This window comes from Arenibacter echinorum, from assembly GCF_003259375.1.
Taxonomy (GTDB): domain Bacteria; phylum Bacteroidota; class Bacteroidia; order Flavobacteriales; family Flavobacteriaceae; genus Arenibacter; species Arenibacter echinorum.
In genome coordinates this window covers 81,979-107,005 of sequence record NZ_QLLN01000009.1, presented here as the reverse complement: position 1 = coordinate 107,005, position 25,027 = coordinate 81,979, and the positions used below count along the sequence as shown (strand labels likewise).

At 42.2% G+C, this 25,027-nt stretch carries 20 protein-coding genes; 10 read left to right on the top strand and 10 right to left on the bottom strand.

Annotation, left to right across the window (positions count from 1 at the left end):
• Positions 1-7 precede the first annotated feature (7 nt).
• The 4 genes from LV92_RS19825 (at position 8) to LV92_RS19810 (ending at position 6,326) form a co-directional block, all read left to right on the top strand.
• Positions 8-691: an FMN-binding protein gene (locus LV92_RS19825; protein WP_111625346.1), complete on the top strand. Its 684-nt coding sequence runs from the start codon at positions 8-10 to the stop codon at positions 689-691.
• Between the two features lie 538 nt (positions 692-1,229).
• Positions 1,230-2,369, top strand: a complete 1,140-nt coding sequence (locus LV92_RS19820) for a saccharopine dehydrogenase family protein (protein WP_111625345.1) — start codon at positions 1,230-1,232, stop codon at positions 2,367-2,369.
• 167 nt (positions 2,370-2,536) lie between these two features.
• Complete coding sequence (locus tag LV92_RS19815) at positions 2,537-5,257, top strand: bifunctional YncE family protein/alkaline phosphatase family protein (RefSeq protein ID WP_111625344.1); 2,721 nt, start codon at positions 2,537-2,539, stop codon at positions 5,255-5,257.
• Positions 5,258-6,032: 775 nt separating this feature from the next.
• Positions 6,033-6,326, top strand: a complete 294-nt coding sequence (locus LV92_RS19810; RefSeq protein WP_111625343.1) for a GIY-YIG nuclease family protein — start codon at positions 6,033-6,035, stop codon at positions 6,324-6,326.
• A gap of 142 nt (positions 6,327-6,468) precedes the next feature.
• Here LV92_RS19810 and LV92_RS19805 read toward each other — a convergent pair whose 3' ends face one another.
• On the bottom strand, positions 6,469-8,526 hold the full coding sequence (locus LV92_RS19805) for a TonB-dependent receptor plug domain-containing protein (protein WP_111625342.1): 2,058 nt from the start codon (positions 8,524-8,526) through the stop codon (positions 6,469-6,471).
• A gap of 444 nt (positions 8,527-8,970) precedes the next feature.
• Here LV92_RS19805 and LV92_RS19800 point away from each other — a divergent pair, with 444 nt between their 5' ends.
• From LV92_RS19800 to LV92_RS19785, 4 genes are read left to right on the top strand one after another with little or no spacing between them, the layout of a single operon-like run.
• Positions 8,971-9,669 carry an orotidine 5'-phosphate decarboxylase / HUMPS family protein gene (locus tag LV92_RS19800; protein WP_111625341.1) on the top strand — a complete coding sequence of 233 codons (699 nt, stop codon included), beginning with the start codon at positions 8,971-8,973 and terminating at the stop codon, positions 9,667-9,669.
• Between the two features lie 31 nt (positions 9,670-9,700).
• On the top strand, positions 9,701-10,726 hold the full coding sequence (locus LV92_RS19795) for a zinc-binding dehydrogenase (protein ID WP_111625340.1): 1,026 nt from the start codon (positions 9,701-9,703) through the stop codon (positions 10,724-10,726).
• A gap of 5 nt (positions 10,727-10,731) precedes the next feature.
• A complete protein-coding gene (locus tag LV92_RS19790) occupies positions 10,732-11,532 on the top strand; it encodes an SDR family NAD(P)-dependent oxidoreductase (RefSeq protein ID WP_111625339.1) in 801 nt (266 codons plus the stop codon).
• A gap of 26 nt (positions 11,533-11,558) precedes the next feature.
• Positions 11,559-12,452, top strand: a complete 894-nt coding sequence (locus LV92_RS19785; RefSeq protein WP_111625338.1) for a sugar phosphate isomerase/epimerase family protein — start codon at positions 11,559-11,561, stop codon at positions 12,450-12,452.
• A gap of 399 nt (positions 12,453-12,851) precedes the next feature.
• Here the strand turns inward: LV92_RS19785 and LV92_RS19780 are convergent, their stop codons facing one another.
• The 5 genes from LV92_RS19780 to LV92_RS19765 form a co-directional block, all read right to left on the bottom strand.
• Positions 12,852-13,373, bottom strand: a complete 522-nt coding sequence (locus LV92_RS19780) for a hypothetical protein (protein WP_245946442.1) — start codon at positions 13,371-13,373, stop codon at positions 12,852-12,854.
• 15 nt (positions 13,374-13,388) lie between these two features.
• Positions 13,389-13,556, bottom strand: coding sequence for a hypothetical protein (locus tag LV92_RS22040; RefSeq protein WP_245946441.1), 168 nt, complete (start codon positions 13,554-13,556; stop codon positions 13,389-13,391).
• 80 nt (positions 13,557-13,636) lie between these two features.
• On the bottom strand, positions 13,637-15,325 hold the full coding sequence (ggt, locus tag LV92_RS19775) for a gamma-glutamyltransferase (RefSeq protein ID WP_111625337.1): 1,689 nt from the start codon (positions 15,323-15,325) through the stop codon (positions 13,637-13,639).
• Between the two features lie 299 nt (positions 15,326-15,624).
• The gene (locus tag LV92_RS19770; RefSeq protein WP_111625336.1) at positions 15,625-16,437 is read right to left on the bottom strand and encodes a DUF5602 domain-containing protein; all 813 of its coding nucleotides are present in this window, start codon (positions 16,435-16,437) and stop codon (positions 15,625-15,627) included.
• A gap of 242 nt (positions 16,438-16,679) precedes the next feature.
• The gene (locus LV92_RS19765) at positions 16,680-17,267 is read right to left on the bottom strand and encodes an acyl carrier protein phosphodiesterase (protein WP_111625335.1); all 588 of its coding nucleotides are present in this window, start codon (positions 17,265-17,267) and stop codon (positions 16,680-16,682) included.
• Between the two features lie 96 nt (positions 17,268-17,363).
• Here LV92_RS19765 and glmM point away from each other — a divergent pair, with 96 nt between their 5' ends.
• Together glmM and LV92_RS19755 are read left to right on the top strand one after the other, a co-directional pair.
• Positions 17,364-18,752, top strand: coding sequence for a phosphoglucosamine mutase (gene glmM / locus LV92_RS19760; protein ID WP_111625334.1), 1,389 nt, complete (start codon positions 17,364-17,366; stop codon positions 18,750-18,752).
• Positions 18,753-18,820: 68 nt separating this feature from the next.
• Positions 18,821-19,600, top strand: a complete 780-nt coding sequence (locus LV92_RS19755; RefSeq protein ID WP_111625333.1) for an endonuclease/exonuclease/phosphatase family protein — start codon at positions 18,821-18,823, stop codon at positions 19,598-19,600.
• Here the strand turns inward: LV92_RS19755 and LV92_RS19750 are convergent.
• From LV92_RS19750 to LV92_RS19735, 4 genes are all read right to left on the bottom strand, one after another.
• Entirely contained in the window at positions 19,590-20,585 is a 996-nt protein-coding gene (locus LV92_RS19750; RefSeq protein WP_111625332.1) for a sterol desaturase family protein, read from the bottom strand. The genes LV92_RS19755 and LV92_RS19750 overlap by 11 nt on opposite strands.
• A 168-nt stretch (positions 20,586-20,753) precedes the next feature.
• On the bottom strand, positions 20,754-22,676 hold the full coding sequence (locus tag LV92_RS19745) for an OmpA family protein (RefSeq protein ID WP_170126365.1): 1,923 nt from the start codon (positions 22,674-22,676) through the stop codon (positions 20,754-20,756).
• Between the two features lie 10 nt (positions 22,677-22,686).
• Positions 22,687-23,616, bottom strand: coding sequence for a PorP/SprF family type IX secretion system membrane protein (locus LV92_RS19740; RefSeq protein ID WP_111625330.1), 930 nt, complete (start codon positions 23,614-23,616; stop codon positions 22,687-22,689).
• Positions 23,617-23,641: 25 nt separating this feature from the next.
• Positions 23,642-24,937, bottom strand: a complete 1,296-nt coding sequence (locus tag LV92_RS19735) for a T9SS type B sorting domain-containing protein (RefSeq protein ID WP_111625329.1) — start codon at positions 24,935-24,937, stop codon at positions 23,642-23,644.
• Positions 24,938-25,027 lie beyond the last annotated feature (90 nt).

The window sequence follows — 25,027 nt, the reverse complement described above, 5'->3', positions numbered from 1 at the left end:
ACTAAACATGGAGAAAATAAAAATACTTTTGATGATCTTGGTTGTCTTGGGATGGAGCTGCAAGGAAAATCCAAAACAGACGGAGCAAAAAATTGAAACCGTAAAACAGGAAACCAAAGCCACTACCTCTTTACCTGCGAGTATAAAGGAGATTGCAACCTTTGTAACACCTGCTTTTACGGATACGACGGACATTCAGAACCTGATTATTTTTAAGGAGCTCGATTTATCTAACAACACCATTTCTACCATAGATACCGATAGCGCGGGTGACCTGTACAAAAAGTTGGCGACACGAGGGCAAGCTACTTCATTGCCCATATTTGAGGTTAAGGGAACAGATCTAGTTGTTCTGCCCGTACAGGGTGTTGGTTTTGGTGGGGCCATCTGGGCAAAGGTGCTGTTGGATAAAAAGACCTTGGAAATAAAAAACATAGCCTTTGAGCACAAGGCAGAATCTGATGGTTATGGTGCGGCAGTTAGCGAAAAAGCATTTGAAGATCAGTTCTTAGGCGTGAAAATCAATTTGGAGGAAGACACCTTTACATTGCAAAAAGCCATTGAAAAAGCCAATGATGACGGACATTTTATTGACGGGATATCCGGAGCAACCATGACAAGTCAAGGGGCTGTGGCCATGGTGAATCAGGGCTTGCGAAAATATAAAAGCTATTTGAAGAGTGTTGAGTGAACAGTCTTCAGTAATCAGTTTTCTTCAGCCATAAGCCACTGGGCAAAAGGCCAAAGTTCAATGTTAAAAAATTGATAGTCCTTACGGAGATGGAGCGTTGGAAGAACCTAGATGCTAGAGCCTAGACTAAAGTCTTGTGTTGAAAATTGTTTAACCTGGTGTTCCTTCCCCTAGCTTGGCCTGTCCCGCTTTTTAGCGGGAGGAAAAGGTGGCTTCGACGTAGGAGAAGACGGAAGGGGTAGCCTGCGAGTCAATCTGCTTCTTACAATGGACAGAGGTCAGCCCGTCACTTCAAGTCTACCTACCTTCAGTTTGGTGGTTTGGAATAATAAAGTGGAGCAAAATAGTATCGAGAAGCACTCGTACGGTCGATAGAGTCTTGGCTCTAGGCTCTTGCCTCTTAGCATCCCGCCTGTTCGTGTGAGCCTTCCCACCAGCAAGTATGTAGTCTTCCAAAGGAAGATAGTGTCTACAAAAAACAGCGGAAACTTCCAAGAAAAATTGGTATCTTTCTTATAACATATTAAGCTTCTCATTTATGTCTTATAACATGGTTATTGCCGGTGCTGGGGGTATTGCCCAGGCCGTTGGATTAATAATGGCGGATTGGGGAAACGTACCCCTAAAAATATTTATTGGCAATCGGACGCTGGAAAAAGCCGAAAAGGTGGCCCATTGGATAGGGAAAGGCACCACCGACCCGGGAATGGTCAAGGCGTTTTGCCTTTCCGAAGCTGGCCTGACCAAAGAAATGGAGGACATTTTTACAAAGGGCGATGTGCTTTTGGATTGTCTGCCCGGTAGTTTGGCGCCCAAAATGGCGAGCTATGCCAAAGATTTTAAAATGCACTATGTAAACCTCACCGAATATGTGGCGGAGACCAATGAAATAATTGCATTGGCCAAAAATGCCGAAACCGGTTTTGTGCTCCAATCCGGTCTGGCACCAGGGTATATCAATCTGTTGGCGCACCATATCTTTCAGGAATTTTGCAAGAAACATAAGGTAGACAAGGTAGATAAACTGCAGTTTAAGGTGGGGGCCTTAACGGACCATGCCGTGGCACCACATTACTACGGATTTACCTGGAGTCCAGTGGGGGTGGCCACAGAATATATTAAAGATGCGGAGGCAGTCCGTGATTTTAAAAAAGTACCCCTTAAATCCCTCTCAGAAAGGGCAACTATTATTATAGACGGCAGGACCTATGAGGAGGACCTCACTTCAGGTGGGGCCGCCGATCTGCCGGACGCCCTAGCGGGCAAGGTGCGAAACTTGGATTATAAGACCTTGAGATATCCCGGACACTATGCATGGGTGCAACAACAGATTGCAGGTTTGAAAAATACCGATACTTCCATTAAGACCCTTCAGGAGAAAATGGAAGGTGAAATTCCCCATATAGAGAATGACCAAATTGTACTGTATGCCGCTGTAGAGGGCAAGGACAGTACGGGTATCCTGAGAAGAAGCGAGGTTTCCAAGCTAATATTGCCTCAAAAAGTAGGGATACACAGACTTAGGGCCATACAGACCACCACGGCGGCACCCATGGTTCAGGCTGCTTTTATGTTGATGGAGTCCGAACACAAAGGAGTTGTTCTGCAAAGTCAGATAGATCCAAAGCCTTTTTTGAACGGGAATTTTATAGCGCCTATTTATGGGAACGTCAATTGAAATGAACTTGAACTTGTGTACAATCTTGATTGTTTGTCACTTTTACTTCAATGAAATTATTTTAACATAATGTAAAATCATTGTAAAGACCCTTTTCCTTTGGCCAAAAATGCGTAATATTATTTTTTAATATTTAAAATATCTATTTACACCTTAAATTCAACCTAATGAATCGGCTAATTATCCTCCTTTTAACGCTAATTTTTATTTCTTGCAATTCCCGCCAAAACAGCATTTCCATTTTACAGGTACCTGGTAAAGATCAGTACAGTATTATTGATGAAAATGGAATATCCATTTTGGCCAGTGGGAGATATGTAACTCCTGTAGGGGATAAATTGCGGATAACACATGATCCCTTTGGGATGGCCGTTTCTCCTGATGGGAGCAAGGCGGTTACCCTGCACAATGGGGTTTTTACGGTTATAGATGTTGCCTCCTTGGAGTCGGTCAGGATTCCCAGTTATGATGGCAGCATACCGTCACCTTTGGCCAAGGGTTCTTTTTTGGGGGTTGAATTTGCCCAGGATTCCAAAACGGTTTATTTAAGTGGGGGAGATACGGGAGCAGTTATCCAATACGATGTGGAGAATCTTGTAAAAGTGGATTCAATCTCCTTGAACGGTCTTGTTGGCGGGAAGGATTATCAGGATAGTTTTACTTCCGATCTGCGGATCAATGAAGCCGAGAACGAATTGTTGGTGCTGGATCGCGGCAATTTTAGACTGGTGCGTATCGATCTGGATACCAAAAAAATAAAGGGATCTGTCAATGTAGGAAGACAGCCTTTTGGATTGGCGATCAGTCCCGATAAAAAGCAGGCCTTTGTGGCCAATGTCGGAGTGTATTCCTATCCTTTGATAGAAGGAGCCACTCCTGCCAATTACGATTCCTTAATGATTTCCCATCACCCTTATGGGGACAACACCAAGGAATCCATAGAGGGTACCGTAGTGGAAGGACGAAAGGTTCCAGGCTTGGGGAGTCCTTTGCACCCGGATGCCATGAGTGTCTTTACCATAGACCTCGACAACAATAAAGTGATCAAAAAATTTAAAACGGGACATCAAATAGGACAGACCGTGGAAGATGCGGAAGTGGTTGGTGGCGCCAGTCCCAACTCCATTGCTGTAGGGAAACAATTTGCCTATATAACCAATGCCACCAACGACAATATCACCATCATTGATCATTTAAGTCAGGAAATTGTAGGCCATATTCCGATAAAGGTCGATGCCCGTATAGACAAATATCGTGGTCTCCTGCCTTTTGGTATCACCATGGATAAGGATGAAAAAACTTTGTACGTGGCCTTGTTGGGCTTCAATGCGGTGGCCGTAATAGATATCCCGTCCCAAACTACCAAAGGGCTTATTCCCAGTGGATGGGGGCCTACAAGGGTTGAATTGTCCAAAGATGAAAAGAACATTTATATTATTACCTGTAGAGGACTTGGGGCCGGACCCAATGGAGGGAAGGACTTTGTAGAACCCCCACAGGGCGATTACATTGGGGATATTCAATTGGGAAGCTTTCAAAGGGTAGCCATGCCAAGCGATGAAAAACTTGCAAAGTACACCAAAATGTCCATCGACAATACCTTCAGGGAAAGTACCATAACCGACGATGGGACCAATCCTTTGCCTCCCTTGCCAAAACTACGCCAGAGTCCTATTAAACATGTGGTGTATATTACCAAGGAAAACAGGACTTACGATGAGGTTTTTGGCCAGCTTAAAACAGGAAAGGGCGATAGTACCTTGGCCCGATATGGCGTTAATAATACCTATACCTTGCCCGATTCCGTTCAGGCCCAGTTTCCCAATCTGCGTATTTCACCCAACCACCATAAGGCTGCAAAGCAATTTGCCTATTCGGACAATTACTATTGCGATAGTGATGCTTCGGTTCACGGACATCATTGGCTGGTAGGGGTTATTCCCAACGAATGGGTAGAGGCCAATGCCAGCGTTAGCAAGACTGCCAAAATATTCTCGGACGCTCCCGGGCGTCGTCACCCAGGCACTATTGGAAGTGTAGACCCCGAGGATTATGCGGAGATTGGTGGACTATGGGAAGCCTTGGATAGGGAAAAAGTTTCTTTCTACAATTTTGGACAGGCCAACGAAACGGCACATGTGCGCGAAGAATGGTACGATACAAATACCGGCGCTGCCCACGGGGTGATGGTGCCTATGCAAAAGGCTTTGTTTACAAGGACCAGCCACGACTTTGCCGGTTATAATATGAATATCCCGGACCAATACAGAATGGATCAGTTTGAAAGGGAGTTTACAGAGAAATGGATTGAAGGGGAGGAAGAAATGCCACAATTGGTGACCATGATGTTGCCCAATGATCACGGGGCAAGAATACGTCCCGAAGATGGCTATCCTTACCCACAATCCTTTATGGTAGATAATGACTTGGCGGTAGGAAGGGTATTGCATTTTCTGTCCAGGACCAAATACTGGAAGAATATGCTGGTAATCATCACGGAGGATGATCCCCAGGGCGGTGTAGATCACGTGGACGCCCATAGGTCCATTTTAATGATGGCGGGCCCTTATGTTAAAAAAGGCTATGTTTCCAACACCCATGCCAATTTTGGAGCTATTTTAAAAACCATGTACAACATTTTGAATGTGCCCTATGTAAATCAATTCGATGTTACGGCGTCCTTACTTCAAGATTTTTTCACTTCGGAGCCCGACTATACGCCCTATACCATGGAACGGCATGATGAACGTATGTACAATGCCGAACTTTCTATGAAGAAGTACAATAAAACCATCGATTGGCGCAAAATTGAACAGGGCCCTCCTATGGATAACGAGGACGATGCAAGGGTAAATCACTATGAGAATAAGACGGATGATGAAGAGTGAACAATTGGCAATTAACAATAAACAGTGAACAGTAAACAGTAATCAGTGAAAAGTTAACAGTGAATAGTAAACAGTAATCAGTGATCAGTAATCAGTGATCAGTAATCAGTGGGCAGTCGACAGTCGGAATGTTGAAAGTTGAGATTTAGTATTGAGCAATTAGAATTGAGAAGTGAGATCCTAAAATCTAGAATCTAGACCTAAGTTTTCAGTTCAAAGATCAAAGTCGTCACTTCGAGCCCGCCAGCCTGTCGGGCAGGTGGTTTTGCATAACGAAGTGGAGCAAAATTGTATCGAGAAGCAGGCACGGGTTACCCTAAAGGTTATCTATACAAAATGGCTATCGCTCGTCACTTCGAGTGATTTTATGGAGTGAAACGAAATAAAATTGGTTTGAGAAGTAGACGTTTTGAACCATACTGGTTCTCGATACAAAATGGCTATCGCCCGTCACTTCGAGTGATTTTGCATAACGAAGTGGAGCAAAATTGTATCGAGAAGTGCTCGAACTGACGAAAGAACCTCAAACTAAGATGTTAGAAGTTTAAAAGAGTAAATGTTGAATACCCGTCACTTCGAGTAATCCGACAGAGGAGGATTGTATCGAGAAGTAGACGGCACCGAGAAGCACTCGAACTGTCGATAGAACAGAGAAGCAAAGTCGAATGCCCTTCATTTCGAGCCTGCTTACCGTCACTTCGAGTGGTTTTATGGAGTGAAACGAAATAAAATTGTATCGAGAAGGACTTGAACTGATGATAGAATCATATTAATCATGAAATTGTCCTATGTATATATTCTTAAATGTTCTGATGATTCATACTATACAGGTGTAACATCAAATTTAAACGGACGACTTTTGGAACATATTTCAGGAATCCACAAAGATAGTTATACGTTTACTCGAAGACCGTTATCATTGGTTTACTATGCTGAATTTTCAGATATAAATTTAGCCATCCTAACAGAAAAGCAAATTAAGAAATGGTCAAGGGCTAAAAAGGAAGCATTAATTAATAACGAGTTCGAAAAATTACCCAATTTAGCGAAGAAAAAATTTAGAATGTAGGACATCTTTCAACATATTTTCCATTCACCGTCACTTCGAGTGATCCGACAGAGGAGGATTGTATCGAGAAGTAGACGGCACCGAGAAGCACTCAAGTTTAAGATGTTAAATATTGATTACAACCCAACCTTGTAACCCAAAACTACAACCTAGCAGAAACAGATAGCACTCCAGACCTACCATATCCATTCACTCCAGAACCATGGTATCTATAATCCTCATTGAAGATATTCTGTAGTCCAACAGCGATGGTAATGTAGCTAATGGAATAACTGCCATGAATATTTAGGACGTTCCAACCAGGGGTGCCCCCGAGAGGGATTCTATTATCGTCTATATCCCCAGAAGCCAAACGATCCTGTTTGCCGGCCAAGAGCCAATCAGCATTGAGGTTCCAGTTCTTTATGGAGTAGGAGGTGGCCAATCGCCCAAATATAGGCGGGATGCGGCGTGCAGGTTCATCACTGGTTTTATTCTGGCCATAGGTATAGGTCATATTGCCTGATAGGTTCCAATTCGGATTCAGGCTTAGATCCAATCCCATTTCGGCCCCTTGGATAAAGCCGCGTTCCACATTTTTCTTTTGATAAACAGGATAACCTTCAATGCTGTCACCAGCTATTCTGTTGCGCACAATTAAATCGTACAATTCATTGCGATATAAAAATACTTCGGCCTTCACGACACGATTCCGAAATTTGTAGCCTAGTTGATATTGTAGGGAATGTTCCGGTTTTAAATCGAAATTGGGTGTTTCATATCGAAAATCTACTATGCCCAAGGAACCAAGATCATTAATATTCGGAGCCCTAAAGCTTGTATTGATGGAGGCAAAGACATTAGATGTTTCATTCAATCTTCGCTGCACTGCCAGATTTCCAACTAATGCCGAGGGTGTAAGTTTGGTAGCACCCAAGACCGAATCGGTCACTTTGTTGATAAAGGTATTGAACCGCAAACCTGCTGTAATATCCCATTTCTCCATGCTCAAGGTATGCATGCTAAAAGCGGCAATACTGGTCATGGTGGCCCCATCTGGATATAATCCGCGACTGGCCGTTTCAGTATTGGTGGTTAGATCCTTATCGTTGCGACTACTTTTTACCTTGTCGTTATAGATCTCGACCCCACTATTTGCAGACCATATTTTTCCATGGCCCGAAAATGTTTCGGCCGAAAATCCAAAGGTCCTCACCTTATCGTTTTCGGTACGTAGGGAATTTGAACCATTTTTTTGCAATATCCTACCTTCCTCATGATGCTGGTAGGAAGCGGTGACCACCGCAGTTTTAAAGATATTGTTTCCGAGGTCTTGGTGGAGTCTAAGATAGGCCAATTCCCTTTTTTGCGGGTCCATCTTATTTATGGCATAATCCTCCAAGGCTACCTTGTGGTATACGGGCACATCTTTTTGGTGCACTCTTTGGTATACCGAGGTGAGGTGGGAACGGTCTGTTAGCAATATTTTTCCCTTGAGGTCAAAATCCAATTCGCGATAGCCTGTTGGAGTCTGTTGTCCGGTGGTATCACCACCTACAAGGTCCCCAAAATTTCGCCAAGTGGCATTGGCCCTAAAGGCCGCTCGTTTATCCCCGTATTTTAAGGCCGCGTTGGCTGTCTGTTCCATGCCCTGCGTCACAAATCGGGTAAAAAGGTCCGTACCCCAAACCGACTTTTCGGCCGTTTCTACCTCCTTGCTCAAGGCTTGGATGGTTCCCCCTACGGCATCGGAACCATATTGTACAGAACCGCTACCGCGTAAAACCTCCATTTTCCCAACGCTGAACACATCAATAGTATTAAAATATTGGTTGGGTCCCGATCTTACCGTGGCATTATTAAGTCGGATACCGTCATATAGCAGTAAGGTTTGGTTCCCCGTTAATCCCCTTAAAAATGGCGATCCGCCTCCATGGTTGGTTTTTTGTACAAACACCCCGGGAGCCAATAGCAGTGCTTCAGGAGCAGTACGCAATTGAAATCTCTGAATGGAATTGTTGTTGACAACCTCAATGGCTTCCGGGGTCTTGTATTGTGAAGATCCGTATCGGTTTGCCGTAACCACTACCTCCTCCAAAGTGTTTAAGGGTAAAGAGTCATTTTGGGACCGGGAGTTTTCCTGGCCAAAAAGGAATCCTGTGATACAGTTGAAAATTATGGCAAAAAGAAATTTGGAAGGACTATTTAAAGCTAAGGTCATTATATAGGTAATTGGGTAAAAATGATTTTGGATACTATGTTTTGAGTGGATTTAATCCCTAACGGGAGACTTAGGTTCTTTACATTTTAAGGTGGCAAAATTGGCTTATTTAACTTTATTGGGTATTAAATTAGTATTATCTAAAATTTATCTTTTGCAATAATAATAGTTCTTCCAAGAATATAAAAGACAATAATGGCATTGGCAAACATTGGGCATGTTTATTATTGATTGTGGCCATACCAGGGTTGATAAATCATAAAAGGGTAATATTGGATTTATAATTGATAAATTTTATGTATTGTGATTCTTTATCTTTGGATTGACGCTGCAGCCCAAAAAATCAACGCTTTTAATTAACTTTTTACTAGTGTTTTAGATTGATTACGGCTTACGGTAAATCAAAAAATACAACTTTATAATTTAAAAATTTATTGACCATTTATGAAACCAATTGTACAAATTTCCTTAGACCTTACCAATATAGATGAAGCTTTAGAAACGGCCGCCATGGCATTGCGAGCAGGGGTGGACTGGCTGGAAGCGGGCACTCCCCTTATTCTGGCAGAAGGATTGCACGGGGTTCGAAAATTAAGGGAGGCGTTTCCTAATATCCCTATAGTAGCTGATCTTAAGACGATGGACGGAGGGTATTTGGAGGCCGAAATGATGGCAAAGGCTGGAGCTACCCATGTGGTGGTAATGGCCAGGGCACATGCAGAAACTATTAAAGTCGTAGTACAGGCCGGCAAAGATTACGGGGTAAAGGTAATGGGCGATAATTTAGGTTGTCCGGATATGGTGGAAGGGGCCAAATGGTTGGAAGACCTTGGCTGTGACTATATAATCCATCATATAGGTTATGACGAACGCCGTGGAATTGCTGCCCAAGGCTTAAAAATGCCAAGCCCAATGGATCAATTGCGCGAGGTGGTCAATGCCGTTAAAGTTCCGGTACAGGCGGTGGGTGGACTAACCTTGGAACAGGCCATACGCTGTCCAGAATATGGGGCGCCAATGGTAGTACTGGGAGCTCCCTTGACTATAGATGCAGATTCCTTTAAGACTGCCGATGGTGACTTGGAAAGTTCTTTGCGACTTATATGTGAAAAGATTCATGCCTACGGGGAAGTAACACGTTAATCAACAATTACAAAATAAAAGAATCAAAAAAATGAGTTCAATAGGAGTAGTAAATTTCTCTTCCGAGCCAGGAAGTGTAGAAATTAGGGAAATAGAAAAGCCAAGTATTGGCGAAGATGATGTGTTGTTGGAAGTGGCCAACGTTGGGGTGTGCGGAAGTGATCTGCATCAATGGACTTCAGACCATAGTTGGCCTGTAAATTATCCCGTGGTGCTTGGGCACGAGTTTGGTGGCCATATTGCGGCATTGGGGAAAAGGGTAATCGGATGGAAGGAAGGTGATAGGGTAGTAAGTGAGACCGCTGCAATAATAGATCAGAACAGTCCGCTTTCTAGACAAGGCCTTTACAACCTGGATCCAACTAGAAAGGGATTTGGATATGGGGTAAATGGTGCCATGACCCGTTTTGTTAAGGTACCTGCCAGATGTCTGCACGCTGTACCGGAAAATTTACCTTTTGAGCAAGCCTGTTTAACCGAGCCCTGTTCGGTGGCATATAGTGCGGTGGTGATGAACTCTAAAATTAAACCAGGGGACAGGGTTATTGTATTGGGACCTGGGACCATAGGCATCCTTTGTGCTGCCATGGCGCGCTTATGTGGTGCCGAAGTAGCCATTGTTGGATTGGAATCCGATAGGGAAAGATTGAACATCGCCAAGCAATATGGATGTGAGGGAATTGTGGGAGACGCAAGTGCTTGGGCCAATAAACAAGATGGGTTGGGAGCGGATTGCATTATAGACGCAGCCGGGGCAAGTGCTACGCTAAAAATTGCCTTACAATTGGTGCGTCCCAATGGACATATTACCAAGGTTGGGTGGGGCCCACAACCTCTAAACTTCTCCTTGGATCCATTAGTGCAAAAGAATGTTACCCTACAGGGTAGCTTTAGCCATAACTGGCCCATATGGGAAAAAGTGCTTTCCCTTTTGGCTTCCGGAGCTTTAGATGTAAAGCCTATAATTGGTGGGGTTTGGGAATTGAAGGATTGGCATGAGGCTTTTGATCAAATGCATTCCGGAAAGGTGGTGAAAAGTGTTTTAAAACCAAGTTAAAACTTATGCGTTTAAAGGATAAAGTAGTTTTAATAACGGGAGGATATACCGGTATAGGCAAGGCCATAGCCAAGCGCAGCGTACAGGAAGGGGCCAAGGTATTGGTCAACGGCTTGGAAGAGGAAATAGGCTTGGCACTGCTGGAGGAATTGGGTGCGGATAATGTTGGTCATCTTACTATGGATATCACCGAGGAAAGTGCCCCGCAATTATTGGTAGAGGAGGCCATATCTAAATTTGGAAAATTGAACGCCGTTGTGAACAATGCCGCCTATATTGCTTCCTCCAATATTACAAGCACCGAAGTACCTTTTATGAAACGTATGTTGGCAGTGAATTCCATTGCTCCTCTAATGATCATTCAGGCAGCATTACCTCATTTATCCGCTGTTCGCGGTTGTGTACTCAATATAGGTTCCATTAACGCCTGGGGCGGGGAACCCGATCTATTGGCTTATAGCATGTCCAAAGGGGCATTGATGACCTTGACGAGGAATCTGGGCGACAGTTTGTTTCGGGAATACGGCGTACGCGTAAACCAGATCAACCCAGGTTGGGTACTTACGGAAAAGGAAATATTGAACAAGAAGGAACAGGGGATGAAATCGGATTGGTATAAAGACATACCGGACATTTTTGCCCCTGCACAACGAATTTTTACCCCCGAAGAAATAGCATCAGCCTGCCTTTATTGGCTTTCCGATGAATGCGGACCTGTTAGTTCCCAAGTGATGGACTTGGAACAGTTCCCCATTATAGGGCGTAACCTCCCCAAGAACTGGGAAGGTTCCCATAAAAAGAAATAATTTAATAACATTAAAAGAATAAAGATTTGCCACAATTAGCAGTATTTCCCAAAGCATTTATGCATGAACTTTGTAAGGATGGAACTATGAAGGTTTCCGAATGGATCGACCTGGCCGTTGAGCTAGAGGTAGACGGATTGGAATGGTACGCCGGATTTTTGGAGATGGCCGATAAGTCCAACTGGCCCGTTTTTAGGGAGCAAGTGGAACGTCATGGAAAAACAATACCCATGCTGTGCTGTTCCCCGGATTTTACCCATCCTGATGCCGCTTTTCGGGAAAAAGAAATTAAAAAACAAATAGGGTGGATCGAAATGACCCACGCATTGGGCGGTTCCTATTGTAGGGTATTGTCAGGACAGCGTCGTCCCGAATTAACTATGGAAGAGGGGATCGGCTTTGCTGCGGATTGCATTAAAGAATGTCTACCCCATGCGGAAAAGTTGGGAGTTACATTAATATTGGAAAACCACTATAAGGACGATTTTTGGGAGTATCCCGAATTTGCCCAGCAAATGGACATTTTTTGCAAGTTGGTAGATCGTATCCACCATCCTAATTTTGGGGTCAATTACGATCCTAGCAATACCTTTTTGGCAGGGGAGGACCCTTTGGAACTCTTGTATCGGGTGTCCGATCGTGTAGTGACCATGCATGCCAGCGACCGTTACCTAAAAGAAGGTACCATTGAAGATCTGCGCAAGGAAGAAGGTGGAGCCATGGGCTATGCCAAAAGACTTAGCCATGGTGAGATAGGGAAGGGCCTAAACGATTATGATGCCATTTTCAAGGAATTGAAAAGAGTTGGTTTTGATGGCTGGATCAGTATTGAAGACGGTGTGGACGGAATGGATCAGTTGGAACGCAGTGTGGCCTTTTTAAGAAAGAAAATAAAGGAGTATTGGCCCGATTTTAAATAGGGCGAATGAACTTAGGACATAACTATTTGACTAAAAAAGTACCTTCTCCTAAACCGATGAAGGTGCTTTTTTCATTAGTTGTTGAATAAGACTAAAGGAAGGTAAATGTCATGATAAAAGAGTCAATAGCCATTAGCCAAAAGACAAGAGGTTGACGGGAATTTTCGCTCCTCCCCCTGACCAGTGGAAGGAGAATTTTCTGTTTCAACTGTACAACTGTCCACTGATTACTGTAATCCCTTCTCGAGACAATCCTCCTTCGTCGGATCACCTACCTGCCGGTAGGCAGGCTCGAAGTGACGGGCAGCCCTCTGACCACTAATTACTGCTACTGTTCACTGACTACTGTTTACTGTTCACTGATCACTAACAATTGTTCCTTGCTAATTGTTCATTGTATCAGCGATAACCCTTCACATCCCCCATATCCAAAGTAATTGGACCAATACTGTGTTTACTGGGTAGAAATGCGCCACTTTCCGTTACTTGCCAATCGTCCCAACTGGCTTCAATGCCACCAATAGGGATAATGCTTACCCACATCTTAAAGCTAATGGGGAAGCCGTTCGGCTGTAATTTCCATAAGTAGGAATCGCCCGGAGTGTCTCCACCACTAGAATAGGTGACCAATAATTCTTGGGTGCCGTCTTTCAAGGAAACAATACTTCTTTCCGTACCCGGGTCAAAAATTTTGAAAGGGGCAACCAGCCAAAAAGAGTCATTGTTAAAATAAGAGGTGGCCATTTTAATAAGTTTTTCCCTTTCCTCACTGTCAAGAGGTACCTTATCTTTGACAACTGAACTCTTTGAGGGTACTTTTAAATTTAGTTGCACTTGATAGTCGCTCCAAGCAACAAATACTATATCCGCCTCTTTATCCCAACGATAATGGTGTTTTCCATTGGCAAAAGACCATTCCAAAAAGCGGGTTTCCTTCTAGGCCTCATAATGGAGGGCTGTCAACATTTTCATGGCCAGGGCATCCGCATTTTGGCTTTTGATACCTGAGGGCAGGGGTTCGTTGTAAATGGCAAAGAGGATAGCTCCCAAGGTGAACAATAGCAGTAATGCTCCAAGTACTATTTTGCCTATTTTTTTGATCAAGTGTAATCGCTTTTTAGGGATTGGAAGTACATCTAGTGTTCCAAATATACAAATAGTGCGATCATTATGTCCAGTTGCGCTTAATAACCTACAGCGGTATCGTCCCCACGTCTATCGGCACCGGCTTCCAACTTTCCGCTTGGCAATATCTTAATGGCATCTACCTTACCTATAACCGGGGTATTTTCTTCATTAATGATGTATCCCTTGCTTTTTAGATCGGTGAGTAAGCTCGGCTTAAATCCTTCCGGTTCAAAAATTATGGCATCGGGCAACCATTGATGGTGAAAACGGGGAGCGTTTACCGCATCTTGCATACTCATATTATATTCATAGCAATTTAGAATGGTCTGGGCCACAGCTGTTATTATCGTGGAACCCCCTGGAGTCCCGACCACCATCCATAATGCCCCATTTTTTTCTACTATGGTGGGCGTCATACTACTTAACATCCGTTTTTCTGCGGTTATGCTATTGGCCTCTGCACCCACAAGTCCGAACATATTGGGAACTCCTGGTTTGGCACTAAAATCGTCCATTTCATTATTTAGAAAAAACCCGAGTTCATCCGAGTACAGTTTGGAGCCATAGCCTCCATTAATAGTCGTTGTGGCCGAAATGGCATTCCCAAAGGAGTCTACAATAGAGTAGTGGGTGGTTTGATCGCTTTCCACAACGTGCACCTCCCCATGGGATACTTCAGAGGATTTGGTAGCCTTGTCAAAGGAGAAATTTTGCATTCTTTCCTGTAGGTATTGGTCCGACAAAAGTTCCTTTAAAGGGATTTCCACAAAATCCGGGTCCCCCAGAAAGTAGTTTCTATCGGCATAGGCCCTACGTGCAGCCTCCGTAAACAATTGGATGGATTTAACCGAATTGTGCCCATAGTCGGATAGGTCATAGGGTTCCATCATCTTAAAAATTTGATTTATAGTAAACCCACCACTACTGGGAGGACTCATAGATATAATTTTTAGGTCCTTATAATTGAACGTAATAGGAGATCTCCATTTGGCTTCATATTTTTCAAGATCTTCAATAGTAAGGTAACCGCCTTTGGCTTGAATAAAATTGGCTAATTTTTCTGCAACTTCCCCTTTGTAAAATCCATCTTTTCCCTGATCGGAAATTTTTTGAAGGGTATTTGCCAAAGCGGGGTATTTTATGGTATCGCCCGTCTTGTAAACAGTGGCAAAAAAAGTCGTATCACTATTCACTTCCATAAAAATGTCGCGATAGTTGTCCAACCTTATGGCCTGTTTTTCGGTTACGACAACGCCTTTTTTGGCCAGCTCTATAACAGGCGCCATGATTTCTTTTAAGGGCAATGATCCAAATTTTTCGTGGACTGCTATTACACCGGCCACAGTGCCCGGAACCCCTACGGCCGTTGCTCCCAAGGTACTTTTGCCCGGAATAACATTTCCTAAGGAATCCAAATACATATCTGCATGCGCTGCCAAAGGCGCTTTTTCGCGGTAGTCCAAACCTCCAGTTTCCCCGTTGGCTTTCCTATATACCATAAAACCACCGCCACCAATATTTCCGGCATAGGGATAGGCCACGGCAAGAGCCAGTTCTGTTGCAATCATAGCATCGAAGGCATTACCGCCCTTTTGGAGAATGTCCGATCCAATTTTGGAGGCCTCCACTCTGGCAGAGACAACCATTGCTTTTTCGGTAACTAAGCCTGTAGGTATTGGGTCGGGTACGTTTCTGCAATTGATGAATAGGAGTATTCCAAGCAAGAAACCAGTTATGCGGATCATAGATTATAATTTTTCCAAAAAGATAGTCATATTCCAATTAAATATGAATTTTAAGATATAATTGAAAAGATATTTATCGATAATGATTAATCCCTTGGAAAATTTGGACAATCTTATAATTAATTTGCTAGGGGATTGAATAAATGGGAATGGGTATAAGGCTGCGAGATAAAGGTGCGCCTTGTCAATAGAATACGGCCAATCTTCTTTGCTTGGCCGCTTTCATGGGAAAATAAGTGTAGGTTATTGAAAAAGTTGCAAAAAAAAAGGTTGTACTATGACAACCCTTTTTATAGTGTCTATTCGGCTTCTCGATGCACGAATTCGCTTAGAGAGATAATTTGTTTTTGATCCTTTGAATTTTGATAAACATTATAGACCGTTGGATAATAGGAGGTTTTTGTAAATTTTGTAGGTTGCGAATAAGCTTCGCTGAAAGGAACTCCACTTTCTATATATGCCACTGTATTCATTGGTTCCACAAATGTTACCTCCCCATCGTAAGTTCCATAAAGTAGTATATTGGTAAATGGGGGAGCAAAACTCAATGGTATCCAATGGGTACCCATCATAGGTACTGCCGTACCACCGTCCGGCGGAGTTATATAGTCTGCAGGTAGGTAGCCTGGCGGCGGATAATTGTCGAACTGGGGCTTTGCTTCGGGGTAGGTCGGAATTGCCTCCCGGGCGGCTACTGATGTCAAATAAAAGTGTACATCAAAATGAGGCACTGTAAACACACCATCGGGCTCATGTCCGTGAGGATTCCAATCAAAAAGGACATGATTGAACGGGGTCACATCCATTGCCTTTTTGTGCAATGGAAGTACTAATTGTACAGGGTCATCACCTTTGGGCAGTTGGTTTAGTAATTTTTTGGACATTTCCACGCCCAATTCTTCTGGAGTGCCATCTTTTGCAATCCTTATCCATGACCGTACATGGCCTTTCCCCAAGGATATTTGGGGACCATAGAAAGTGTTGGATTTTAAAAGGGCCTTGCTATTGACAGGTTCCAGGGTATCTTCGATTGTTGACTCCGGACTACAGCCCAGAAGCATTAAGAGAAAGATCAATCCAATTCCAATGTAGTTCAAATGTTTAAATCCCATAGTTGTTGTTGTTTAGGTAAAGTTTTAAATAAAAACGCACGCCATTGTTTGCACAATGTTAAAAGGACTAACTGTGAGGGGAAATGTATTTAAGCGGAACTTATAAGTATTTGGGGGAGTGTTCCCACATTTGGGAAAGGTGATTAAAGGTACTTAATTATTGTAATTTAATACCATATTTAGATAAAAAAATCATGGTTGTCCCTTGACACCGACTGGGTTATACCCACAATTCCTGGTACTTATCGCAAGGAGAGATATTTTTGTTTGGAAAATATGATGAGTTCTTCAAAAAAATAAGTGAATTCCTTTTCAAAATCGGTATAATGTTCCTCAAGGTCCAAAATGGCAAAATTCATTTTGGATTTATTTTGGGTACGTCTATTCATGCCATTCAAAACTCTGGAAATTCCTTCCATTTTGGCATAATTCAAAATCCAATTATCCGCAATCATATACGGCATCATGCGCTTTACACCTATAGGGAGTATATCGTAATTGTTTTCCAAAAGATCATAAAAATTGTCCACAAAGTGGGGCAATGGGGTATTGGCATAATCCGACCAATTCTTGGCTAAAAAATGATCATAGAATATGTCTACAATTACACCGCTATAATGGCTGTAGTTCTCATGCAAGCGTTTGGTGCTCTGCCTTACAATTGGGTGCTTGTCCGTAAAAGTATCTATAGCACGGTGCAGCACTATTCCCTTTTGAATTTTTTCTGGAAGGTGCTTGTATTTATTGCCCCTTATACTGTCCGCTATAAAATTTCCGATAGTGATCTGGTCGTCTTCAAAAGATAGATATAGGTGTGCTAAAAAATTCATTGACCTCGGTTGAAGTTTATTAAGTTCGAATTTACAACTTAGCGGCATAGGATTTAAACCTAACCTTTTATATTTGTAAAAATTTATAAATAAAATATGACTTTAATAAAATCTATTTCGGGAATACGGGGTACCATTGGTGGCAGGCCAGGAGACAATCTCACACCTATTGATGCTGTTAAATTTGCCGCTGCTTACGGTGTTTGGTTAAAGGAATACTCTAAAAAGGAAAAATTAAAGGTAGTCATTGGGCGAGATGCCCGACTTTCCGGAGAAATGATCCAGAATTTAGTAGTATCCACCCTAGTAGGTTTGGGAATAGATGTGATAGATCTGGACTTGTCTACAACACCGACCGTAGAAATAGCGGTTCCTTTGGAAAAGGCCGATGGAGGTATTATTCTTACCGCAAGCCATAATCCAAAGCAATGGAACGCCCTAAAACTTCTAAATGAGAAAGGGGAGTTCTTGGATGCTGCCCAAGGTGCCAAAATATTGGAAATTGCGGAAAAGGAAGCCTTTAATTTCTCGGAGGTAGATGATTTGGGAACCGTCAATAGGAACGATTCCTATATCGATATCCATATTGATGAGGTGTTGGACCTTTCTTTGGTGGATGCGGAAGTTATCAGGGCGGCCAAGTTTAAGGTAGTTGTAGACGGGGTAAATTCTACCGGTGGTATTGCCATCCCAAAACTTTTAAAGGAATTGGGGGTAGAGGTAGTGGAACTATACTGCGATCCTACAGGGCATTTTCCCCATAACCCAGAACCTCTAAAAGAACATTTGGGCGATATATGTGCATTGGTTGTAAAGGAAAAAGCTGATTTTGGAATTGTTGTAGATCCGGATGTAGACCGTTTGGCTTTTATTACCAATGAAGGGGAAATGTTCGGGGAGGAATATACTTTAGTGGCCTGCGCGGATTACGTGTTGGGTAAGACCAAGGGAAATACCGTTTCCAACCTGTCGTCTTCCAGGGCTTTGCGGGATATTTCCGAAAAACACGGCGGCACTTATGAGGCCGCTGCCGTAGGTGAAGTAAATGTTGTGACCAAAATGAAGGCCAATAAGGCCATTATAGGGGGAGAGGGCAATGGAGGTATAATTTATCCTGAAAGCCATTATGGTAGGGATTCGTTGGTAGGAACGGCCTTATTTTTAATGCTGATGGCAGAAAGGGGAGGTACCGTAAGTGAGCTAAGAGCCAGTTACCCTAGTTATTTTATGAGTAAGAAGAAGATTGAATTGACTCCGGGTTTGGATGTGGATGGCATTCTGGTAACTATGGCAGAGAAATATAAAAATGAGGAAATATCAACAATTGATGGCGTAAAGATCGATTTTCCAGAAAACTGGGTGCACTTACGTAAATCCAATACGGAGCCTATCATCAGAATTTACACAGAAGCCAAAAGTCAGGACGAAGCTGATGGCTTGGCCGATCGAATTATTGGCGAGATAAAGGCGGTTGCCGGAATCTAAAATTATACAGTAATAAGGGTCGGGGCGTTTATATCCGGCCCTAATTTTTTATTGGGTATATGAAATCAATGACCTTAAAATTATTTATTTTTTCTTTACTGGCAGTTACTTCTTTTTCTAGTCATGCACAGGCGGATACCCTGAGGGTAATGAGTTTTAACATACTCCATGGGGCTACGACCAAGAACGATTTTAACTTGGATTCCCTGGCCGGGGTCATAAATCATTACCAACCCGATTTGGTAGCCTTGCAGGAGGTCGACTTTAAGACCAAAAGGGCAAAAAATTACGATCTGCCCACCGAATTGGGCATTCGGACAAAAATGGCTTCGCTATTTGCCCGTGCCATGTATTATGATGGAGGAGAGTACGGAGAGGCGGTACTGTCCAAGTATACCTTTATTGCCAGTGAAAACTTAGCTTTGCCCCATTTGCCGAATTCGGAACCTAGGGCGGCTTTGGTAACCCGTGTCAAAACCAAAAACGGTAATACTATTCAGTTTGTTGGCACACATTTAGATCATCAAAAGGATGAAACCGATAAAGTTATGCAGGCCAAGTCCATCGTTAAAAGCCTGGGTGATACCGAATATCCCACTTTATTGGTAGGCGATCTGAACGCTGTTCCCAATAGCCAAACAATAGCTATTCTTTCCGAAAAATTTATGAAGCCCAAGCATAGCAATGCTTGGAAAGGCACTTTCCCTGCCACCGGACCCAATATCTGCATTGATCACATAATGTTCAATCAGCCTAACAAATGGAAGGTATTGGATTATGAGGTGTTTTGCGAAAATTATGCCAGCGATCACTGTATCGTAATAGCAACCCTAGTATTTACTCCTTAGCCAGTTGTTCTTTTAAGTAGGCTCCACGTACCAACTTTGAGGTCTGATGTTCACCAGTATGGTTCCAACCCGGAGGCATAACTATATAGAGAAGTTTATTCTTTAAACCAGGCGCTTTGGCTACATCTTTGAAAAGGGCAATAAATTCCCCGAAATAAACATCCAAGAAATTGCCGCTATCCATTTTACGGGTAATGCCGTATTCAATTTCGATATCATGCTGTTCATCCTGGTAGGTTCCAAAAACCTTGTCCCAGATATTCAACAAATTACAGAAATTGGTATCCATATACAGGGGGTTTCTGGCGTGATGAACCCTATGATGGGAAGGTGTTAATATAATCTTGTTCAAAAATCCCATTCTGCCATCTTTCATAATATTTTCACCAACATGGATAAAAGCTCCATAGGTGCCATCTATAAACATGATCAAAAAGAGCATAATTGGTTCAACTCCCAACAGTATACATACCGTTGTCCTAATGGCATCGGCATAAGGGGCCTCCAGAAAAAAATGGGCATGGGTTACGGAAAGGTTCATTTGTTCCGGCGCGTGGTGGGTAGAGTGCAGGCACCAAAAAAGCCGCACTTTATGCCCCCAATAGTGGTATAAGAAATGACCAAATTCCCAAACAATATATCCGTAAATAAACCAGTACCAGGTCATTTTTGTCTGTAATATGGCATGGGGTTGTAACCACCCTATTATAAGGGTCACCATGGCTATGGCTATAAATCGCCCAATAAACCTATTGAACACATAGATGAGGAAGTTAACCTTATACACCTTGGTATTAGGCTTTTTGTATACCAGACCAAGGATGAATTCCAATAGTAATAGCAAAGGAATTATGGGGTAAATGAGGGATACAACACCATCGTAAGTTGAGAAAACACTATAATCCCCGGCCTGTAATAACTCCAGTGCCTGACTTATTCCCAAAAATCCAACGACTTCATCATATAGGGTACCTAAAATGTCCATAGTAAACTTTACTTTATATCAATAAGGTAGTAATATAATTAAAAAGGGACAATTTTGCCACTAATTTAGACCAACGCCACTACTGGAATCCTTAAAATGAATCAATGGGCGTTGAATAAAGAAAAAATTTAGTTTATGGGGTGGGGGATGTGCCCGTTTTTTCGTTCGTTATTTACCTATTATTATGAAATCGCAGCGTCTGTTGGCCAGATGATCTTCATTGCTGCAGGGAACACCGTTGGCGCAATTATTGATCAAGCGCGACTCGCCATAGCCTATGGCGCTCTCAATTCTTGAGGGATCAATGCCCATATAAACCAGATAATCCTGGGTAGATTTGGCCCTGTTATCGGAGAGTTCCAAATTAAAAGTGTCCGATGCCCGAGAATCTGTATGGGCTTCAATCTTAATTTTCACATTGGGGAAATCGTTCATAAAGCTCACTATCTTGTCCAGTTCGGCAGCCGCTTTATAGGTGATGTTATGTCGGTTTAAATTAAAAAATATAGGATTTACCCTAACTTTTTCCACACCACCTTCGCTAACTATAAAACTTGAAAAGGGGGTTAATACGGTGTTATTGATATCTTTAAAAAGGTTTGGCGAATCGGCATTGTTCACCGTCTTGATTTCCTGTTTGTATTCCAGTTTAAAAAAGGCAAATATATGATTCACGCTGGGTGATAAAGCTACTTCAAAATTACCCTGTTCATCCGTAGTGGTTTCCAAAACCAATTGTTTTTCCTGATCATATACCTTTATCTTAACCTCCGGGATAGGTGATTGGGTAATACCGTCCTTTATAATGCCTTTATAGATTATCGTTTCGGCTATTTTATTAAAGGCATATAGGTCGTCATCTCCCTTGCCATCTCCCCTGTTGGACGAAAAATAACCGGTATTTTTAGAATGGTTTATGATAAATGCAAAATCGTCCATATTGCTATTAATGGGCATTCCCATGTTTTTTGCCAATCCAAACCCATTTTCGGATTCAATTTCAGCTTTGAAAATGTCGAGTCCACCTAGTCCAAAGTGACTGTCAGAAGCAAAATACAAGTATTGGCCGTCTATAAATGGAAACATTTCCCTTCCAGGAGTATTTACCTTGGGACCAAGATTGGTGGCCGGACCCAATCTTCCATCCTCCTTGATATCTACGTAATAAATATCGGTCTCCCCAAAACCTCCGTACATATTGGAAACAAAATATAGTCGCTTCCCATTCTCCGTTAGGTAAGGGTGTCCAAATGAGTATTTGGGATTATTGAATTTTAGGGAAACGGCCCCTACTATGGAATCTTCTACAACCTTCCCCTTTAAGATCTGCATATTGGAAAATCCTTTTGGATTTACCTGTAAGGCATTGTCCTTTAAATAGTTTTGGGTGAAATAAACGGTTTTGTAATCCGAAGAGTAGGTAAGTGTTCCTTCGTGATATGAAGATTGAATATTGGCATGTAATTTTTGCACATCTTTTAGTTCATTGGTACTAGTATCCCTCTTGGCGGTTAAAATGGTCAAATAGGGCTGTTTGTTCCAGGAATATTCCGTATCCTCCGAAAACTCCGGTGCCCGACTGGAGGAAAATACGATGGCATCTTTGTAATACATTGGGGCAAAGTCCGATTGGGGCGAATTTATTTCCAAATTCTTAATTTCGTAAGTGGGAGTCTCCCCCAACAGGCTGTCCAAATATTTTTCCTGCTCCAAAATGGAGGCAAGCTTTAATTCATCGTAATTATAGTATTCCTTTATTAGGTTGTTGGCAGTAATGTATTCCTGACAGGCCTTAAGGCTTTGTGCATATCGTATAAAAGTTACTTCATCCACTCTTTTTTCCTTAAGGGCATAAAGTTTTTCGTACCAAATCTTGGCATTGGTATAGTCGTTTATATTGAAATAGCTTTCAGCCAGACGCTCAACAAATAGGGGCTTGGGCCGTTTCTTATTAGATTCAAGCTGTTGGTAAACATTTATGGCTTCTGTGAAATTCAAATTTTGAAAATACTCGTTCGCCTCCGCTCTGGTATTTTGTGCCAGAAGGATATTTGTTAGGAAAAGAGTGAATATGGGTAGGATTATCTTCATAGGTCTTAGCTTAGAAAAATCGGGGTGAACGTGCATTGGGCCCCCATCTTGGCATTAAGTACTTCAATATTATCTCGTGTGACCCCTGATTGTAATCGCCAAGATCTGAAATGCTGTAATCATAGGAATAGCCCAGAAAAAAGTTTTTGGATATCTCAAAACCTGCCAAGGCGCTATAACTGTCCTTTAATCTGTGGGAGGCTCCCAATGTAAATTTTTGCAAGAAAAGCACATTTAGGGAGGCGTCTATTGTTGGAGGTGCATTTTCTACAACCTTTATCAGCACAGAAGGTTTAAGTTTTAGGGAAGCGTTGATATCCATTACATAACCACCGATAAAATAAATATGGTTGTCCCTGTGGATCAAGTTTTTGTCGCTAACTACATTCGATTGATTAATTAGCACGTTCGGCATTGAAAATCCAACATACCAGTTGTCATTAAATATATATATTCCAGCTCCTACTGCTGGAAGGGCATTGTAATAGTTGTCATAACTAAATAGAACATCATCTTGGTCGTAATAGTTGCCTTTGGAATAATCTACTTCAAAAAAATCGATACCAGCATTGATTCCTAAGGACATTTTTACTTTTTTGCTTATGTTTAGATAGTAAGAAAAAACCGCATTGGAACTAAATTCAGTCGATGGTCCAATATTATCCTTAAAAATATTGACCCCAAGTCCAATTCTATTATTAATGATTCCCGAAACTGTGAGGGCCTTTGTTTCGGGAGCGCCATCAATGCCGATCCATTGTGCCCTGTAACTCAGGGTGGCATCCATACGGTTATTGTCGTTAACGTATGCGGGATTTATGGTAGAGGTGTTGTACATATACTGGGTATATTGGGGAAGTTGCTGTGCCAGCAGTATACCTTTACTATACAGGAGTAAGATTATAATAAACGTGAGGAATTTTTTTTGGGGGATCTTCATCTATTAATTTAAAGTGTAAGGCTCATTAGTCTTTTCTTAAAAATAGCCAACCTGTTTTGTTTTCGCTTAAGCTGTCGGTTTTTAAAATATAAAAGTAAGTTCCTGTGGGCAATGGGTTTCCTTTGCTTACAGTGCCGCTTACATTGGCCAATCCTCTCCAATCATTTTGGTAGGCCTTTTGCTGATAAACCAGGGCACCATATCTATTAAATATTTGGAGTTCCGACTCCGGGAAAGTTTCTATACAGTCTATTCTGAAATAGTCGTTATCCCCATCGTCATTGGGTGTAAATTCATTGTATATGGTAATACAGGATGGTTCCAAAGTAATTTCAGCACTATTGTTCTGCATATTTTTATCTGCAGGTAAGGATGTTTCAATGAATGAATTACTACTGTAATTACCATTGGGCGTTGCCTCAACTTCAAGGTTCAAAACCGCAGTTGACTTGGCTGGTAATGATGAAAGCCTCCACACCTGGTTCGATGGATCAAAGTTGCCTTGGGAGGTTTTCGCATTAACATAACTAAAACCCCGGTCCAATTGCTCCTTGATCACTATATCACTGAAGTTGGATAACCCTTCGTTTTCAACCGTAATGGTCAAAATTACTTTTTCCCCTATCATCGGGTGTCTGTTGCTGACTTTTTTGTTAATTTTTAAATCCGATGGCTCACTGATTTGAACCGTGATCATTAATCTATGGGTACTTTCACAATTTGAGAAAACTTGGGCGGCAAAATAGTGCTTTCCGTTTTGCAAAGGGGTATCAAAATCCAGTAGTTTGCCTTCCAGAGGCGCGTTGTACCAAACAACATTGGTTTGCTCCACTTCCAAATCCCCGATAGTCGGATTTTGACCAGCCGCAAAAACCTGGACATCATTTGGCGCAGTTGGGGTGAAAGGGGCATGCACGATGACGGAAACAGCCAAGCGTTGTGCACTTTCATGGCCCTCTAATAATTGTGCGGCATAATAAGTTGAATTATCCTTTAAAGGGCTGTCAGGGGATAATGGATGGCCATTGGAGGTACTGTCATACCAAACAATGTTGGATTCATTTATTTGAATAGCACTTAAGGTAGGACGGTCGAACGCACAAAATTCCTGATGGGTATTTTTAGTGGTAGGGGGAGATACCTCCCATATATGATCCCCTCCCATTGGATGGTCATAAAAATCAATGCTTTTGGTCTTAACGAGCTCCGGACTTAGTTCTGGAATTGAGTAACATTGCACTTGCCCAGCTAGAAAGACTACAAGGCAAAAAAATAAATCCAAAGTATACCGGCCAATAGTTGTTTTGGTATAAAATCTCATTTACGACTAATAAATTTGGTTCTATAACGCAGAAAAAAATAAATTATTTAGTTTTTTAAGTATTATCGCTGCCAATAAAACCCACATGGA